General features: G+C 70.0%; 15 protein-coding genes and 2 tRNA genes. 7 read left to right on the forward strand and 10 right to left on the reverse strand.

Going from position 1 to position 16287, the window contains the following annotated elements; all coding sequences use genetic code 11:
- Positions 1-37: 37 nt before the first annotated feature.
- Positions 38-1015, reverse strand: coding sequence for a hypothetical protein (locus tag SNAS_RS29170; RefSeq protein ID WP_013021095.1), 978 nt, complete (start codon positions 1013-1015; stop codon positions 38-40).
- 123 nt (positions 1016-1138) lie between these two features.
- Positions 1139-1573 carry a protein-tyrosine phosphatase family protein gene (locus SNAS_RS29175; protein ID WP_013021096.1) on the reverse strand — a complete coding sequence of 145 codons (435 nt, stop codon included), beginning with the start codon at positions 1571-1573 and terminating at the stop codon, positions 1139-1141.
- Between the two features lie 92 nt (positions 1574-1665).
- On the opposite strand from SNAS_RS29175, the gene SNAS_RS29180 reads away from it, so the two are divergent.
- A complete protein-coding gene (locus SNAS_RS29180) occupies positions 1666-2892 on the forward strand; it encodes an FAD-dependent oxidoreductase (RefSeq protein ID WP_013021097.1) in 1227 nt (408 codons plus the stop codon).
- On the opposite strand, the gene SNAS_RS29185 is transcribed toward SNAS_RS29180, so the two are convergent.
- Positions 2889-4181: a hemolysin family protein gene (locus tag SNAS_RS29185; protein ID WP_013021098.1), complete on the reverse strand. Its 1293-nt coding sequence runs from the start codon at positions 4179-4181 to the stop codon at positions 2889-2891. The two genes, SNAS_RS29180 and SNAS_RS29185, sit on opposite strands and share 4 nt — an antisense overlap.
- A gap of 94 nt (positions 4182-4275) precedes the next feature.
- Positions 4276-4845 carry a DinB family protein gene (locus SNAS_RS29190; protein WP_013021099.1) on the reverse strand — a complete coding sequence of 190 codons (570 nt, stop codon included), beginning with the start codon at positions 4843-4845 and terminating at the stop codon, positions 4276-4278.
- A 204-nt stretch (positions 4846-5049) separates the two neighbouring features.
- Between SNAS_RS29190 and sigK the strand changes: the two genes are divergently transcribed.
- The 3 genes from sigK to SNAS_RS29205 are packed head-to-tail and all read left to right on the forward strand — an operon-like array spanning position 5050 to position 7710.
- Positions 5050-5670, forward strand: coding sequence for an ECF RNA polymerase sigma factor SigK (gene sigK, locus SNAS_RS29195; protein ID WP_013021100.1), 621 nt, complete (start codon positions 5050-5052; stop codon positions 5668-5670).
- Positions 5667-6395, forward strand: coding sequence for an anti-sigma factor (locus tag SNAS_RS29200; RefSeq protein ID WP_013021101.1), 729 nt, complete (start codon positions 5667-5669; stop codon positions 6393-6395). Before sigK ends, SNAS_RS29200 begins: the two co-directional genes overlap by 4 nt.
- 4 nt (positions 6396-6399) lie before the next feature.
- Positions 6400-7710 (forward strand): cryptochrome/photolyase family protein, encoded by a 1311-nt coding sequence (locus SNAS_RS29205; RefSeq protein WP_013021102.1) that lies wholly within the window; start codon positions 6400-6402, stop codon positions 7708-7710.
- 67 nt (positions 7711-7777) lie between these two features.
- On the opposite strand, the gene SNAS_RS29210 is transcribed toward SNAS_RS29205, so the two are convergent.
- From SNAS_RS29210 to SNAS_RS29230, 5 genes are all read right to left on the reverse strand, one after another.
- Positions 7778-8473, reverse strand: a complete 696-nt coding sequence (locus SNAS_RS29210) for a fasciclin domain-containing protein (RefSeq protein ID WP_013021103.1) — start codon at positions 8471-8473, stop codon at positions 7778-7780.
- Positions 8470-9996, reverse strand: coding sequence for a molybdopterin-dependent oxidoreductase (locus tag SNAS_RS29215; RefSeq protein WP_013021104.1), 1527 nt, complete (start codon positions 9994-9996; stop codon positions 8470-8472). The genes SNAS_RS29210 and SNAS_RS29215 overlap by 4 nt, the downstream gene beginning before the upstream one ends.
- Before the next feature lie 95 nt (positions 9997-10091).
- A tRNA-Asp gene (locus SNAS_RS29220) sits at positions 10092-10166 on the reverse strand.
- A 15-nt stretch (positions 10167-10181) separates the two neighbouring features.
- Positions 10182-10254 (reverse strand) — tRNA-Glu (locus tag SNAS_RS29225).
- Positions 10255-10390: 136 nt separating this feature from the next.
- Complete coding sequence (locus SNAS_RS29230) at positions 10391-11254, reverse strand: DMT family transporter (RefSeq protein WP_013021105.1); 864 nt, start codon at positions 11252-11254, stop codon at positions 10391-10393.
- Positions 11255-11353: 99 nt separating this feature from the next.
- On the opposite strand from SNAS_RS29230, the gene SNAS_RS29235 reads away from it, so the two are divergent.
- Both SNAS_RS29235 and SNAS_RS29240 read left to right on the forward strand, forming a co-directional pair.
- Positions 11354-12217, forward strand: coding sequence for a 3-hydroxyacyl-CoA dehydrogenase family protein (locus SNAS_RS29235; RefSeq protein ID WP_013021106.1), 864 nt, complete (start codon positions 11354-11356; stop codon positions 12215-12217).
- Positions 12214-12945: an enoyl-CoA hydratase/isomerase family protein gene (locus tag SNAS_RS29240; RefSeq protein WP_013021107.1), complete on the forward strand. Its 732-nt coding sequence runs from the start codon at positions 12214-12216 to the stop codon at positions 12943-12945. Before SNAS_RS29235 ends, SNAS_RS29240 begins: the two co-directional genes overlap by 4 nt.
- A 9-nt stretch (positions 12946-12954) precedes the next feature.
- Here the strand turns inward: SNAS_RS29240 and SNAS_RS29245 are convergent, their stop codons facing one another.
- Entirely contained in the window at positions 12955-13959 is a 1005-nt protein-coding gene (locus SNAS_RS29245) for a T3SS (YopN, CesT) and YbjN peptide-binding chaperone 1 (protein ID WP_211207269.1), read from the reverse strand.
- A 72-nt stretch (positions 13960-14031) separates the two neighbouring features.
- Between SNAS_RS29245 and SNAS_RS29250 the strand changes: the two genes are divergently transcribed.
- A complete protein-coding gene (locus SNAS_RS29250) occupies positions 14032-16275 on the forward strand; it encodes an FdhF/YdeP family oxidoreductase (protein ID WP_013021109.1) in 2244 nt (747 codons plus the stop codon).
- Positions 16276-16287 lie beyond the last annotated feature (12 nt).

Consider the following 16287-nt stretch of genomic DNA (forward strand, 5'->3'; position numbering starts at 1 on the left):
CATTGAGCGACCCGGTACTCACCGATCGCACGCGGGCTCAGGCGATGTCGGCCTCGATGTGCGCGACGGCGGTCATCGCGCCGTAGGCCAGCAGCAACACGGTGCAGTGGTCGCTGAGGTGACGGTCGGTGGCCCGCCAGGCGAGGACGTCGGCGTCGGTCAGTTCGGCGGGGGCCAGTCCGGCCAGGATCGCGGCCCGCGCGGCGAACCGGTCGGCCTCGGACAGCCGGTTGAGTTCGCCGAGGCAGATGAGCGACGGGTCGGGCTGGATCCGGCCCCGGTAGGCGGCGATCACCTCGGTGACCGTGTGGGCCGCTTCGGCGGACATCATGCCCGCTCCCCGGGCGGCGTTGGCGGCCAGCGCGCCGTAGGCGATCCCGACCGGCGAGTCGGCTCCCCAGTCCGGGGTCTTGCCGGTGCGTTTCAGCAGCGTCAGGGTGTCGCCGGGGCGCAGCACCGGACGGGAGTTGCGCCATAGTGGAGCACTCGCGGCGGCTTCAATGCCGGGGCTCAGTCCGGGTGCCAGCATCGCCAGCGACATCCGGTCCCGGAAGTGTGCGAACAGGACGGTTCCGATGAGCTCCGGTGCCGGTTTCGGGCGCAGCCGTACCGGCATTCGAGCCGACGGGTCGAAGGCGGTGGCTCGGGCCCAGTCGAACAGCCGCGTCAGCCGCGCCTCGTCGGGTGGTCCCCCAGCCGCGACCTGTTCGGCCAGTTCACCGGCCCCGGCCCGGCGCAGGGCCGCCAGCCAGTCGTCCTCGTCGTGGCCGCAGCGATTGGCCTGCGCGACACCGAGTCCGGCGAGCAGTTTGTGCGGCAGCGGCAGTTCGCCCGCCAGCCGCGACTCCCACAGCAGCGCCCAGCCCGGCGCCAGGATCTCCGGCGTCGGCGAGGCCATCCGGACGGTCGGGCCGATGTCGGCGAACTCGGAGCCGACGTGCCGGTAGACGTCGGCGACGACCCCGCGCGCCCATCGCGGTGCCACCGGGCGGACATGGCGAACCATTGACGACATCGAAACCACCTGCTTCGTCGGTCTTGGGTTTCGATACTCGCCGACGCGAAACAGTTTGTCGTCGGACCACAGCCGACAATCTCCTGTACTGCACCGGAAGTACGCGCCCTCCCGGCGAGGTGGCTAAGCCCCCGCGAACCGGCGGACGTAGCGGCGCTGCCACGGGGTCTCCACCGCGCCCTTCGCGTAGTGCTGACGCACGTAGGCGACCGCTTCGGCGGGCGGCACCCCGTCGAGGATCGCGACGCAGGCCAGTGCCGTGCCGGTGCGGCCCTTGCCGCCGCCGCAGGCGACTTCGACGCGCTCGGTTCCGGTGCGCTCCAGGACTTCGGCGAAGGCCTCGGCCGCCTCGGCCCGGTCGCCGGGCAGCCGGAAGTCGGGCCAGCGCAGCCAGCGGTGTTTCCACTGTGGCCGCGGCGGCGGCTTGCCGAGCAGGTACAGCCCGAAGTCGGGTTCGGGGCCGGTCGGCAGCGGATATCGCAGGCCCCGGCCCCGGATCAGTCGTCCGGACGGTAGTCGCAACACGCCTTTCGCGGCGGTGTCCCAGCTGGTGCTCACGCCTCGCAGCCTATGCGACAGCGCTTGCCGTGCGACGGCGGAGCGTTTGGGCTACCCTGTTAATTCAACAGTCGTTGAAAAAGGAGGAAGTCATGTCGCACAACGAAACCGCGACCGTGTGCGTCGTCGGAGGCGGACCAGCCGGGGCGATGCTGAGCCTGCTGCTGGCGCGCGCCGGGATCAAGGTCACCCTGCTGGAGAAGCACGAGGATTTCCTGCGGGACTTCCGCGGCGACACCGTCCACCCCTCCACCCTCGCCGTCCTGGACCAGCTGGGGCTGTCCGAGCGGTTCCACGCGCTGCCGCACCGCAAGATCTCCGGGATCGACCTGCTCAAGGACGGCAGCCGCAGCGAGGTCGCGAACTTCGGGCGGCTGAAGGTCCGCCACCCGTACATCGCGATGATTCCACAATGGGACTTCCTGGACTTCCTCACCGGCGAGGCCGCGCGGTATCCGAACTTCACGCTGCGCATGAACACCCGGTTCACGGATGTGCTGACCGCCGAGGGCCGGGTGCGGGGCGTGACCTACCGCGGCCCCGACGGCGAGGGCAGCATCCGGGCCGGGCTGGTGGTGGCCGCCGACGGCCGCCACTCCGACGCCCGCGAGGCGCTCGGCCTACGCGCCCGGCAGCGCGGAGTCGCCATCGACGTGGTGCTGTTCCGGATCTCCCGCCGCGACGACGATCCCGACGAACGCATCACCGTGCGGGTCGGCGGCGGCGACATCCTCGGGCTCATCGACCGGGGCGACTACTGGCAGGCGTTCGTCGAGATCCCCAAGGGAACCGGGATCCGCGAACTGCGCGCGGCCGGGATCGAGGCGTTCCGCGAGCAGGTGACCCGGCTGGCGCCGTTCCTGGCCGACCGGGTCGGCGAGATCGCGTCCATGGACTCGCTGAACTTCCTCGACGTGCAGGCCACCCGGCTGCCGCGCTGGCACGTCCCCGGCGCCCTGGTCATCGGCGACGCGGCCCACTGCATGTCCCCTGTGGGTGGTGTCGGCATCAACCTCGCGATACAGGACGCCGTCGCGACCGCCAACCTGCTCACCGAACCGCTGCTGCGGGCCCAGCGGCACGGCACCGCGCCACCCACCCGGGCGCTGGCGGCGGTACGGCGGCGCCGGGCGTTGCCCGCTTCGGTGATCCAGGTACTCCAGGACGCGGCCATCCGCTACGACCCGGCGACCATCGCCGACCGGGGCCGCACCTCGCGCGCCGGATCCAGCCTGGCGCAACGGTTGCTAGGCCGCGTCATCGGCATGGGGCTGCGACCCGAATCCGTCCGCAATGGACGCATTCTGGCGCCGTCCTAGTTATCGCGGTCCCTGTCCGCGGCCTCCGGCTTGAGACGCAGCCGCACCTGCGTGATGGCCCGCTGCTCGATGGCGGTGATCTCGGCGGTGTGCGAGTCGATGTCCACGATGTCCCCGGGTTCGGTGGGGATGCGACCCAGGTGCGCCAAAAGCAGCCCGGCGATGGTGGTGTAGTCGCCGTCGTCGGGCCGTTCGATGTAGATGTCGAGATCGGGAAGGTCGTGCAGCGGAAACGATCCCGGCAGCAGCATCGCACCGTCGGCCTCGCGGGTGATGTCGAGGACGTCCCGGTCGGTCTCGTCGTAGAGTTCGCCGACGATCTCCTCGACCAGGTCCTCCATCGTGATGATGCCGTCGACCGACCCGTACTCGTCCACGACGACGGCGAAGGCCTGGTGCGCGTTTCGCAGGTGCCGCAGGGCATCGGACACCCGCAGGCTCTCCGGCAGCGTCATGAAGTCGCGGCAGTGCTCGGCGACGGTGCCCGAGGCGTCGACCAGATCTCGCATATGGACGATCCCGGTGACGTCGTCGAGCCCGCCCGGCCCCACCACCGGCGCCCGCGAGTGTCCCGACTCGACCAGCGCCCGCAGGCCCGCGTCGGTGGCGGTGTCGGCGGCCAGCGTGGTGACGTCGCGGCGCGGCACGATGATCTCGCGAACCAGCCGCTCGGTGATCTCGAAGGCGCCCGAGATGATCTCGCGCTGCTGCCGGGTGAAGCCGCGCTGGGTCGCGACCAGGTCGCGGATCTCCTCCGGCGACACGTCCTCGCTCTGCTCCCGGGGGTCGACGCCGAACAGCCGCACCACCGCGTCGGTCGACACCCCCAACAGCCACACGGCGGGCCGCGCCAACACGGCCACGATGTCCAGCGGCCGGGCCACCAGCAGCGCCCACGACTCGGCCCGCCGCATCGCGATCCGCTTGGGCGCCAGTTCACCCAGCACCAGTGTGAAGTAGGTCAGCACCAGCGTGACCACGACGATCGCCACCGTCGGCGCCGCGTTGCCCAGAAAGCCCAGCGGTTCGACCAGCGGCTTGGCCAGCGTCACCGCGGCGGCGGCCGAGGCCAGGAAACCCGCCAGCGTGATGCCGATCTGGATGGTGGACAGGAACCGGTTGGGATCGCGCGCCAGCTTGGCCAGCACCCGTCCGCCCCGGCTGGTCCGCTCCAGCCGCTGGATCTGGGAGTCGCGCAAACTCACCAGCGCCATCTCGGATCCGGCGAAAACCGCGTTCAATACGATCAGAACCAGCACCAGCAGAAGCTGGCTGGTATAGCCGCTCACCTTGCGGTCAACCTCCAATGAAGCCGTCGAGTTGACCTAACACTCTATCGGCGGCGCCCGGGGGTTCCGGCCACCGCCGACCCGGCGGGGACGTTCACATCACAAAGTCGCGCGGCGGGTCCTCGCCGACCCGGCCGTCGACGGCCTCCCGGATCAGATCGGCGTGTCCATTGTGACGGGAGTACTCCTCGATCATGTCGATCAGGATGCGGCGCAGGTTCGGCGCGCCGCCGTCGTCGGTGGTGAACCGGCCGAGCCGCCCCATGTCCCCGGTGACCACCCCGTCGGCGATCCGCTCCCGGGACCGGGCCACGGCCGCCCGCCACCCGGCCCGCAACTGCTCCGGGGTGTCGTCGACGGCCGACTTCCAGTCCCAGTCCGGTTCGGCGTCCCAGTCCACGGTGTCCCACGGCGGTGGCGGCCCGGTCTCGCGGCCCTGCCACAACCGGGCGAAGTGGTCGTCCTCGACGAGGGCCAGGTGCTTGAGCAGCCCGCCCAGCGTGATGCTGGACGCGCCGATCCGAAGCCGCAGGCCCTCGGCGTCCAGGTCGCCGCACTTCCAGGCGAACAACCGCCGCTGCCGCTCCAGGGAGCCGATCAGCGCCGCGGTCTCCTCCCCCGCCAGCGGGGGTTCGGTCGGGATCTGTTCGTCGTTGTCGCTCATGGCGGCGAACGTACAACCGGTTCCGGACGTTCTACTTCCGGATTTCCAGGAGTGTTGATTTCCCGCCGGTTAGGGCCATCACGCCCTAAGACACGAGGCGCTGACGCAATAACGTCAAAACCGACGTTCGTCCGCGCCCATCCCATCCGGCTTCGGCTCCGAACCCAGGACGCGGAACACACTGCGACAGGCAGGAGCGTATGGATGTCCTACGGCACCGGCGGTGCCTCACACCGCCAGGAACAGCCGCGATCACCGTTCGCGCCCGTCCCCGACAACCCGATCTCGGACGAGGCGCTGCTGCAACGGGCCGCGCTCGGCGACGAGGACGCCTTCACCGTGCTGTACGACCGGCTCTCGCCCCGGGTCTACGGGCTGTGCCTTCGGGTGCTGCGGGACCCGGCGCAGGCCGAGGAGGTGGCCCAGGACGTCCTGGTCGAGTTGTGGCGCACCGCGGCCCGCTTCGACCCGTCGCAGGGTTCCGCCCTGACCTGGGTGGCCACGCTGACCCACCGACGGGCCGTGGACCGGGTCCGGTCCACACAGGCGTCCCGGGACCGGGAACACCGCAGCGCGGTGTCCAATGTCGAACCCGAATACGACCAGGTCGCCGAGGCGGTGGCGCAGCGGCTCGACATGCGGCAGTTGCGCCGCTGCCTGAAGACCCTCACCGAACTGCAACATCAGGCGGTGACCATGGCCTACTACGGCGGCCACAGTTACCGGCAGGTCGCCAACCTGCTGGGCGCCGCGGTCCCGACGGTGAAGTCCCGAATCCGCGACGGCCTCATCCGGCTGCGCGACTGCCTGGAGGTGTCCCGATGACCGAGCAGGCGCACACCCTCGTCGGGGCCTACGTCCTGGACGCCGTCGACGACACCGAACGCGAACGCGTCGAACGGCATCTGGCCGAGTGCGTGGAATGCGAACGCGAGGTGCGGGAACTGCGCGCCACCACCGCCCGGCTCGCCGAGACCACCGCGACCGCGCCGCCGCTGCGGCTGCGGGGCGAGGTGCTGTCCCGGATCCGGCGCACCCGGCAGGACCCACCACCCGAACGAAGTCCACAGTCGACACTGCGTCCCCGGCGGATCCCGCGCTGGCGTTCGGTCGCCGCGGCAGTGGCGATGACGGTCGTCGTCGCCGTCGTCGGTGTCGGCGTGACCGTCACGATCATGCGGCAACAGGTCGACGCCGAACGCGCCCAGACCGAACAGGTCGAGTCGGTGCTCACCGCCCCCGACGCCGAGGTGTCCACGAAGGAATCCGAGTCGGGTGGCCGGGTCACGGTCGTCAGCTCCACCTCCCGCAACGAGGCGGTGGTGATGGTGTCGGGCCTGCGACCCATCGACGACGACCACTCATACCAGGTGTGGCTGGTGAACGACGCCGGTCAGACCTCGGCAGGTGTCATGGAGGCGGGACGGCGCTCCGCCACCATGCTGGTCTCGGGAATCGCGGGAACCGACCTGGTCGGTGTGACCGAGGAACCCGCGGGCGGCTCTCCCAAGCCGACCCTTCCCCTGGTGGCGGACGTGCCGCTCACCTGAGGCCGTGGACCTCACCGGACCCCACAGCTTCGGGCCCGGTGAGGTCCACAAACCCGGGACCGCGTCGATCGGCCCGGCCGCGGTCGTGTTCCATCATGGCGTGGGGGAGACGATGCGAACGATCGTGGTGCTGTTCACCCGGGACCTGCGGATACGGGACAACCCGGCGTTGGCGCTGGCCTCCCGCCACGCCGACACGGTGGTGCCGTTGTACGTCGCGGACGATTCACCGCCGCTGCCACCGAACCAGCGGCGGTTCCTGGTCGAGTCCCTCACCGATCTGCGGGAGTCGTTGCGGCGGTTGGGCGGTGACCTGCTGGTCCGGCGCGGCGACCCGGTGGAGCAGACGCTGAAGCTGTGCCGACTCCTCGCGACGGACGGCATCGGCATGGCCGAGGACTACGGCCCCGCCGCACGGCGGCTGCGGCAGCGGCTGGCCGAGGCCGCTGAGGCCGAACGCGTCGGACTGCGGCTCTTCCCCGGTGTCACCATTGTGGAACCGGGTGCGGTACGGCCGACCACCGGCGCCGACCACTACAAGGTGTTCACCCCGTACCTGCGCTCCTGGAGCGCGACACCCTGGCGACCCGAACACGAAGCGCCCCAGGCGATCCGACTACCTGCCGACGTCACCGGCGACGACCCCGCCTCGGTGATCGGCCCGGTCGAGGGCGGCTCGTCCGACGTCGTCGACGGCGGCGAGACGGCGGGGCTGCGCCGCTGGGATTCCTGGATCGACCGCGAGCCGGACTACCCGGCGATCCACGACGACCTGGCCGCCGACGACACCACCCGGCTGAGCGGGTACCTGCGGTTCGGTTGCGTGTCACCACTTGTCGTCGCCGCCGACCCCCGCACCCCCGAGGCACTGGTCCGGCAGCTGTGCTGGCGGGACTTCTACCACCAGGTGCTGCACGGTTTCCCGCGACTGGCCACCGACAACTACCGGCCCGGCGCCCGCGACGCCTGGGTGGACGACGAACCGGCGCTGCGGGCCTGGCAGGACGGCGAGACCGGCGTCCCGCTCGTCGACGCCGGAATGCGGCAGCTGCGGACCCAGGGCTGGATGCACAACCGGGCCCGGATGGTCGCCGCGTCCTATCTGACCAAGGATCTCGGCATCGACTGGCGGCACGGCGCGGCCTGGTTCGACCGCTGGCTCGTCGACGCCGACGTGGCCAACAACTACGGCAACTGGCAGTGGACGGCGGGCACCGGCAACGACTCCCGGCCGTACCGCAGGTTCAACCCCGCACGGCAGGCGCAGCGCTACGACCCGCGGCACGAATACCGGGATCGCTGGCTGCGCAACTGAACCGCGCGCGAAACCGGCCCGGCAGCCCATCCTCCAGGAACTGCCGGGCCGGGGGCGGCGATAAAGGTCACTTGTCGTCGGCAGGCGGCATCAGCACGGTGTCGATGATGTACACGGTGGCGTTGGCGGTCTCGACGTTGCCGCAGACCACTTTGGCGTCACCGTTGACGGTGTAGTCCTCTCCGGACCCGGCGGCCTCGATGTCGGCTCCCTGCAGGCTCTCGAACGGGCCAGCGGTGCCCAGTTTGTCGGGCGAGACGGTCTCACCCACGACGTGGTACGTGAGGACCTCGGTCAGTTTCTCCTTGTCCTTCAACAACGCCGCGAGGTCCTTTTCGGGCACCTTCTCGAAGGCGGAGTTGGCGGGCGCGAACACCGTGATGTTCTCCGAGGAGTTCAGGGTGTCGGCCAGGTCGGCGGCGGTGACGGCCTCGACGAGCGTCGACAGCGCCGGGTTGTTGCTGGCCGCCGTGGCGACCGGGTCCTTGGCCATGCCGTCGAAGCTGCCGTCGCCGTCCTTGGGAATGTCGGCGCAGGCGGGACCGAATGCCTGGCCGGTGTCGGATTCGGAATCGGAGTCCTTGGCCTGCGACTGGTCGTCGTTCGCCTTCTTGTCGTCGGCGCCGGAGTCCCCGGAGCAGGCGGTCAGCGTGAACGCGAGTCCGGCGACGGCGGCAAGCGCCGCGATTCGGGTTGACAGTGAGGATTTCACTTCTATGCCTTTCTTTGTGGGCCAAGGGGAACCGTTCCCCGTGGCGGTCATTCGACGTTGACGAGTACGGAGTGCCAGCCGGTGGCGCCGTTGGGAAACGGCGTGACCCGCTTCTCGGGTTGGGTGTCACCGGATTCGTCGGTGGCGCGCACTTCCAGCCGATGGCGGCCGGGGGTGGCGTCCCATGCGAGAACCCACTGCCGCCAGGTGTCGGTACTGATGACCGGCGCCAGTTCGGCTTCGCGCCAGTCGCCGTCGTCCACCCGCACCTCGACGGCGCCGATGCCCCGACGCTGCGCCCAGGCGATGCCCGCGACGGGAGTGCGCCCCGGCTTGACACGTTTGGTCGCGGTGGGAGTGTCGATGCGGGAGAAGGTCTTGATGGGAGCCTCCGCGTCCCAGCCCCGGCGCACCCAGTACGCGTCGAAGTCGTCGAAACTGGACAGTTCGAGTTCGACGAGCCACTTGGTGGCCGACACGTACCCGTACAGGCCGGGCACGAGCATCCGCACCGGAAAACCGTGCCGGATCGGCAGCGGTTCACCGTCCATGCCGACGGCCAGCATCGCGTCGCGGCCGTCAGAGCACACCTTCGTCGGAGTGCCGCAGGTCCAGCCATCCGCGGACCTGCCGACGATCTGGTCGGCACCGGCATCCGGCTTCACCATGTCCAACAGGTCCTTCAACGGAACCCCGAGCCAGCGCGCGGTGCCCGCCAACTCCCCGCCCACCTCGTTGGACACACAGGACAGCGTGATCTCGCGTTCGACCAACGGCAGGTCCAACAGCTCCTGATAGGACAAGCTCAACGGTTCCGCCACCCGGCCGCCGATCCGGAGCCGATACTTCCCCGGATCGATGCGCGGCAGGGTCAGCGCGGTGTCGATGCGATAGAAACCGTCGTTCGCGGTGTCGGTCAGATAAGGCGTGATCCCCTTGACGTCCAAGGCTTTCCCGACCGCCGAGGGGCCGACGGACCTGGCACGCGGCAGTTCGATGGTCGAGCGAATCCGCTCGATGTCATCGGTTCCCCCCACCCGCCATCCGGCCAGGCCCGCCACCCCGGCGACGCCGAATCCGATGAGAACCCCCCGTCGGTCGACGTCGCGGCCCGGAACCGGTGGTCGTGCGGTTTCGGGCCCGTCCAAGGCCACTCGTCGCCGGAACACCAACCGCAACGCGAGCATCGCGGCCAGCACACCGATCAGGGACGGCAGCGCCCACCACGGTGACGAACCGGGTCGGGTCACCGCGGCGACGACGCCCAACAGACCGAACCCCGCCAGTCCCCCGTAACCAATCCACGGACGCCGCGCACACGCCACGCCGATGACAGCGGCGATGATCGCCAGTATCAACCCGATCCCGGCCACGAGCGCGAGCTTGTCGTACACCCCGAACACCGCGATCGCGAATTCCTTGACGGGTTCCGGCGTGAACGTGATGACCGCCGCGCCGACGGCCACCACCGGAGCACTCGCGGGCGTCACGACCGCCGCGGCCAACTCGGCCACACCGATGGCGACGGCCGCACACGCCAGTCCGGCGACGGCGCTTCTTCCTCGGGTGCTCATGACCGGTATTCGTCACCCGGCCCAGCCCGGATGGGCGCGAGCGAGAACTTTCCCAAAAAGAAAAGCACCAGCCTTGCGGCTGGTGCTTTCACCTGCGGTCCCGACGGGATTTGAACCCGCGGCCTCCGCCTTGACAGGGCGGCGAGCACTCCATGCTGCTCCACGGGACCTTGTTCGGTCTTGCGTGCCCCCAACGGGATTCGAACCCGTGCTACCGCCTTGAAAGGGCGGCGTCCTAGGCCACTAGACGATGGGGGCGCTTGGCCATCATGCCATACGGCCACAAGTGGTCGCTTGTCATATTCGATGACTTTCGCCTGCCACCGTCTGCGCGCCGTCGGAGGCTACGAAAGCATACGTGATGGTTTCGGGGTTCGCCAACAGGGGGTCGCACTCATCTGGCGACGGCCAGCGCGGCCACTCCCAGCAGGACGACGACCGCTCCGGCGATGCGCCGTCCCGCTTGGGGTTCGCGCAACAGGAGCCACGCGAAGACGCTGCCGATGACGATGCTGAGTTCGCGGGCCGGGGCGACGAGGCTGACGGGGGCGAAGCGGTAGGCGAACAGGACGAGGATGTAGGCGGCCGGGGCGATGGTGGCGACGATGAACACCGAGGAGCGGTGTTGCGTCCAGACTCGGCGGATCTCGGCGCGTCGGCGCAGCGCGTAGGGGGTGAGGATCGTGCCCCGGACGATGTTGTTGCCCCAGTCGTACAGGATCGGCGAGATGGCTAGCGGGCCCACGGCCCACGCGTCCCACACCGTGTATGAGGCGATGAACACACCGGTCAGCAGACCGTAACCGATTCCGGCGGTGAGTTTGGTTCCCTTCCCGGCCTTGCCGAGGCCGATGACGAGGATGCCCGCCACCACCCCGAGCGCGCCGAGGAAGCCGATCAGGCCGGGGCGTTCGCCCAGGAAGACGATGGCGAAGCCGACCGACAGCGCCGGGCCGGTGCCCCTGGCCAGCGGGTAGACCACCGACAGGTCGCCGTGCTGGTAGCCGCGCTGCAGGATCACCGAATAGCCACTGTGGAGTATTCCGGTGACGAGGATGGCCACCAGCAGCGTCCAGTTCCACCGGGGCGGCTGGATGACGACCAGTACTGCCACGAGCGGCAGGTAGATGACGGCCGAGGCGACGGTGTTGAGCCACACGAACACCGGCCCGCCGTCGGAGGCGCGTTTGGCCGCCAGGTTCCACAGGGCGTGACAGACGGCGGCGGCACCGACCAGGAGCAGGGCGAGGGGGTCCACGTGAAGTCACGCTAGTTCGTTCGCGGCCGGTCGGCGGTGTGATCCTCGTCGGCCGGTACCGTGATCCGCGACGCTCAGTTGAGGAAAGGTCGTGTTGTCATGTCACAGCGGTTCGCGGTGGCCGGTGCCGGGACGATGGGTGCCGGTATCGCCTATGTCGCAGCTGGCAGTGGGTACGAGGTGACCCTTGTGGAGATCGACGAAGCCCGGGGACGGGCAGCTGTGGACGGTATCCGCGACTGGGCGCGAAAGGCGGTGGAGCGGGGACGCAGCACTTCGGAGGAAGCCGCGGCCACGCTTGAGCGACTGCGCCTTGTGACTGAATTCACCGACGTCGATCCCGAACCGGCGGTGTTCGTCGAGGCGGTACCGGAGCGTCCGGAGCTGAAGCACCAGGTGCTCGCCGCCGCCGAACAGCTGCGGCCGGAGTTGCTGGCGTCCAACACCTCCAGCATCTCCATCGACTCACTGGCCGCCCGGTTGGAGGCGCCGGAACGGTTCTGCGGGCTGCACTTCTTCAATCCCGTGTACGCCATGGCATTGCTGGAGATCGTGATCGGCGACAAGACCTCGGACGCCTCCCGCGAGGCGGCCCTGGCGGTGGCGCGGCGGCTCGGCAAGGAACCGGTGGTGGTGCGCGACTCCCCGGGATTCGCGACCTCGCGACTGGGCAACGCGCTCGGACTGGAGGCGATCCGGATGCTGGAATCGGGAGTGGCCTCGGCCGCCGACATCGACAAGGCGATGTCACTGGGCTACCGGCACCCGATGGGCCCGCTCGAACTGAGCGATGTGGTGGGTCTGGACGTCCGGCTGGACATCGCCCGCAGCCTGCAGGCCGCCTACGGCGACCGGTTCGAGCCGCCGCGCACCCTCATCGACCTTGTCGCGCAGGGAAAGCTGGGCAAGAAGAGCGGCCAGGGCTTCTACACCTGGGTCGACGGGAAGAAGGTCGAGGGATGAGCTTTTCGACCCTGCTGGTCGAGGAACGCTCCGACCGGCTCGTGGTGCGGCTGAACCGCGCCGCCAAACGCAACGCCATCGACCAGGACATGGTGGACGAACTGCACGCGGTGTGTGCCTCCCTTGAGGACCGGCCACGGCTGGCGCTGTTCACCGGCGGGGCGGACGGCATCTTCGCGGCCGGAGCCGACATCGCGCAACTGCGCGACCGCACCAGCCTGGACGCGTTGCGCGCCATCAACTCCGCCCTGTTCCGCCGCATCCGGGCCCTCCCGCTCCCGACGGTGGCGGCCATCGACGGCCCGGCGCTGGGCGGCGGCGCCGAACTGGCCTACGCGTGCGACATTCGCGTCTGCACCGACCGCGCCGTCTTCGGCCAACCCGAGGTGCGGCTGGGCATCATGGCGGGGGCGGGCGCCACCTGGCGGCTGCCCGAACTGGTGGGCGAGAGCCTGGCCAAGGAACTGCTGTTCACCGGCCGCCGCATGGACGCCACCGAGGCGCTCGGCGCCCGGCTGGTGAGCCGCGTCGTCGCCCCCGAAGCGCTGTTCGACACCGCCCACGAGCTGCTGGACCAGATCGCCAAGGCCTCACCGTTGGCGCTGCGACTCACCAAGCTGGCGGTGGACGCCGAAGGCGCCCACCCCGCCGTGGACCTGGCGGCGCAGTCGCTGCTGTTCGACGACGAGGACAAGCACCGCCGCATGACCAAGTTCCTCGACCGCTAGACCCGTCGGTTACAGGTACATGCCTGTCGGGGGTGCGTCCTCGGGGGCTTCCTCGATGGCCTTCTGGTCGAAGAAGCGGCGGCCGCCGAACTTCAGTTGCAGGCGGTCGTCGAGTTCGTCGGCCAGCCGGGTCATCGACTCGACCGCCAGCATCAGGTGCCGTGGCTGGAAATCGCGGCCGTACACCGGCACCGAAGCCCACATAGTACCGTCCGCATAGTACAGACGGCCGATGGGGAGCCGTCGGGTCAGTTCGGACAGTTCCCGGTACAGCCGCTCGTTGGGGGCCACCTCGGTCAGCAGCGGCGAGTAGACGTCGACGATCGCCGGACGGTCCATCGGCTTGATGAACACCATCGCCGAACCGGCCCGCAGGCTGATCTCGCCGTTGTCGTCGATGGCCAGATGCGCGGGCGTGGTGTCCTGCATCGCGGCGACCACGGTCGCGACCACCTCGGCCAGCGAACCCGCGTCCGAGGGCACCGTCGGGGCCGTGCTCGGGTCGGTCAGCTCCCCCTCGGTGGGGGGCGGCATCCGGCGGGCGGGCGGCAGCATCAGCTCGGTGCCCTCGATCCCGGCGCTGTCGCGGTAGTCGTAGGTCAGGAACGCCGGATGCGGAGCGCCGTACACGTCGCGCATGGTGCGGGCCACGATGTTGGCCAGCTCCTCCGATTCCGCCGCCGTGGAACTGAGCGCGAACCGGTCGGCGCTGTCGTCGATGACCCCGGGCGGCTGCCAGCCCAGCGCCACCAGCTGGCCGACGGCGCGCCGCCCCAGCTGCGCCGTGCCCGGCAGCGTGGCGTTGCTGGTCGCGTCCGCGCGAATCTGCCCGGCGGCCGGTACGGTGACCGACACGTCGTACACCGCGTTGCCGGTGCCGGACGTCGTCGGGTCCAGGATGAGCGCCAAATCGGCACCCACGGGCAGCCCGGACAGCACCGCGGCGAGGGCTGCGGTGAAGTCGCGCCACGCCGTGGCGACCTTCGCGGTCAGATCCGGTGCGTTGTCCTCCATGTCGAAGGACATTACTTACCGCCGTGGGACACGTGTCGCCGCGTAGGCGCATTATGGGGAAGAGGAGGCTGTATGTCACGCGCCGAGAAACCACATGGCGAGCCGCGAGTCGGTGAGCCGCAAGCCAAAGCCGCAGGACTGGGCGGCATCGTGGCCGGACTGCGTTACGCCTGGGGCAAGCCGGGGGTGGCGCGGGGTTCGCGGGCGTTGCTGCGCATCAACCAGGTGGACGGCTTCGACTGTCCCGGCTGCGCCTGGCCGGAACCCGACGACCGCAGCCGGGCCGAGTTCTGCGAGAACGGCGCCAAGGCGGTGGCCGAGGAGACCACCCGCCACCACGTCGACCCGCAGTTCTTCGCCACCCATCCGATCTCGGAACTGGCCGCCTGGGACGACCACCGGCTGGGCCGCAGCGGCCGGGTCACGCACCCGATGGTCCGCCGTCCCGGCAGCGACCACTACGAGGCGATCTCCTGGGACGACGCGCTGGCGCTGCTGGCCCGGGGCCTGCGCGAACTCGACAGCCCCGACGAGGCGCTGTTCTACACCAGCGGCCGCACCTCCAACGAGGCCGCGTTCCTCTACCAGCTGCTGGCGCGCGCCTACGGCACCAACAACCTGCCCGACTGCTCCAACATGTGCCACGAGTCCTCCGGGGTGGCGCTGGCGGGCACCATCGGGATCGGCAAGGGCTCGGTGACCCTTGAGGACATCCATCGCGCCGAGCTGATCGTCGTCGTGGGCCAGAACCCGGGCACCAACCATCCGCGCATGCTGACGGCGCTGGAGAAGGCCAAACGGGGCGGCGCCAGGATCATCGCCGTCAACCCGCTGCCGGAGGCGGGGCTGCTGAACTTCAAGAACCCGCAGACGCTGCGCGGCCTAGCCGGGGGCGGCACCCAGCTGACCGACCAGTTCCTGCGGATCCGGGGCGGCGGCGACCAGGCCCTGTTCGCGGCCATCGGTTCGCTGCTGCGCGAGTGGAAGGCCGAGGACCGGGCCTTCATCGACGAGCACACCTCCGGCTACGCCGCCTACGCCGAAACCCCGCTGGACTGGAAGGCGGTCGAGACGACCACCGGCCTCACCCGCGAGGAGATAACCGAAGCCGCCCGCGCCTTCGCCGACTCGGGCGCCACGATCGTGTGCTGGGCGATGGGCCTGACCCAGCACCGCGACGCGGTGGCCACGATCCGCGAGATCGTCAACGTCCAGCTGCTGCGCGGCATGATCGGCAAACCGGGCGCCGGGCTGTGCCCGGTGCGCGGGCACAGCAACGTCCAGGGCGACCGGACGATGGGCATCACCGAGATCCCGCCGCCGTGGACCGACGCGCTGGAACGCGAGTTCGGCATCCAGGTGCCCCGCGAGCCCGGCTTCCACACCGTGGACGCGATCCGGGCGATGCGCGACGGCCGGGCCAGGATCTTCGTCGGCCTGGGCGGCAACTTCGCCGCCGCCGGTCCCGACACCGCGGTGGTCGAGAAGGCGCTGCGCGGCTGCGATCTGACCGTCCACATCTCCACCACCCTCAACCGCTCCCATGTGGTGTGCGGACGGACCGCGCTGATCCTGCCGACGCTGGGCCGCACCGAACACGACCACCAGACCGCCGGACCGCAGTCGGTCACCGTCGAGGACTCGATGAGCCGGGTGCACGCCTCCCGGGGACGACTGGCCCCGGCCTCGCCGTTCCTGCTCAGCGAGGTGGCGATCCTGTGCCGCCTGGGCCGGGAACTGCTGGGCGACACCATCCCCTGGAAGTCCTTCATGGACGACTATCGGGCGGTGCGGGAACGCATCGCGCGGGTGGTCCCGGGCTTCGACGACTACGAGCGCCGGGTGCGCGGCAGCGGCTTCACCCTGCCGCATCCACCCCGCGACGCCCGGCGCTTCGACACCCCGGACGGCAAGGCGCGGTTCACGGCCAACGAACTGTCCACCATCGAGGTTCCCGAGGGACGGCTGCTGCTGCAATCGCTGCGCAGCCACGACCAGTACAACACCACGATCTACGGCCTCGACGACCGTTACCGGGGCGTCAAGAACGGCCGCCGGGTCGTGTTCGCGCACGCCGACGACCTGACCGCGCTGGGCGTCGCCGACGGCTCGCACGTCGACCTGGTCAGCGAGTGGCAGGACGGCAGCACCCGCCGCGTCCGCGACTTCCGGGTGGTGGCCTATCCGATCGCGCGCGGCTGCGCGGCCACCTACTTCCCGGAGGCGAACCCGCTGGTTCCCTTGGACGCCACCGCGACCGGCTCGCACACGCCCACGTCCAAGGCCATCGTGGTGCGGCTGGAACCGGCACAGTGAAAGCGGGCCCCC

The organism is Stackebrandtia nassauensis DSM 44728, from assembly GCF_000024545.1.
GTDB classification, from domain to species: Bacteria; Actinomycetota; Actinomycetes; order Mycobacteriales; family Micromonosporaceae; genus Stackebrandtia; species Stackebrandtia nassauensis.

Excerpts from the sequence above, each read along its gene's own strand:
- SNAS_RS29250 (WP_013021109.1), top strand. The coding sequence starts at position 14,032 with ATGTCACGCGCCGAGAAACCACATGGCGAGCCGCGAGTCGGTGAGCCG.
- SNAS_RS29180 (WP_013021097.1), top strand. The coding sequence starts at position 1,666 with ATGTCGCACAACGAAACCGCGACCGTGTGCGTCGTCGGAGGCGGACCA.
- SNAS_RS29215 (WP_013021104.1), bottom strand. The coding sequence starts at position 9,996 with ATGAGCACCCGAGGAAGAAGCGCCGTCGCCGGACTGGCGTGTGCGGCC.
- SNAS_RS29200 (WP_013021101.1), top strand. The coding sequence starts at position 5,667 with ATGACCGAGCAGGCGCACACCCTCGTCGGGGCCTACGTCCTGGACGCC.
- SNAS_RS29240 (WP_013021107.1), top strand. The coding sequence starts at position 12,214 with ATGAGCTTTTCGACCCTGCTGGTCGAGGAACGCTCCGACCGGCTCGTG.
- SNAS_RS29170 (WP_013021095.1), bottom strand. The coding sequence starts at position 1,015 with ATGTCGTCAATGGTTCGCCATGTCCGCCCGGTGGCACCGCGATGGGCG.
- sigK (WP_013021100.1), top strand. The coding sequence starts at position 5,050 with ATGTCCTACGGCACCGGCGGTGCCTCACACCGCCAGGAACAGCCGCGA.
- SNAS_RS29210 (WP_013021103.1), bottom strand. The coding sequence starts at position 8,473 with ATGACCGCCACGGGGAACGGTTCCCCTTGGCCCACAAAGAAAGGCATA.
- SNAS_RS29190 (WP_013021099.1), bottom strand. The coding sequence starts at position 4,845 with ATGAGCGACAACGACGAACAGATCCCGACCGAACCCCCGCTGGCGGGG.
- SNAS_RS29245 (WP_211207269.1), bottom strand. The coding sequence starts at position 13,959 with ATGGAGGACAACGCACCGGATCTGACCGCGAAGGTCGCCACGGCGTGG.
- SNAS_RS29235 (WP_013021106.1), top strand. The coding sequence starts at position 11,354 with ATGTCACAGCGGTTCGCGGTGGCCGGTGCCGGGACGATGGGTGCCGGT.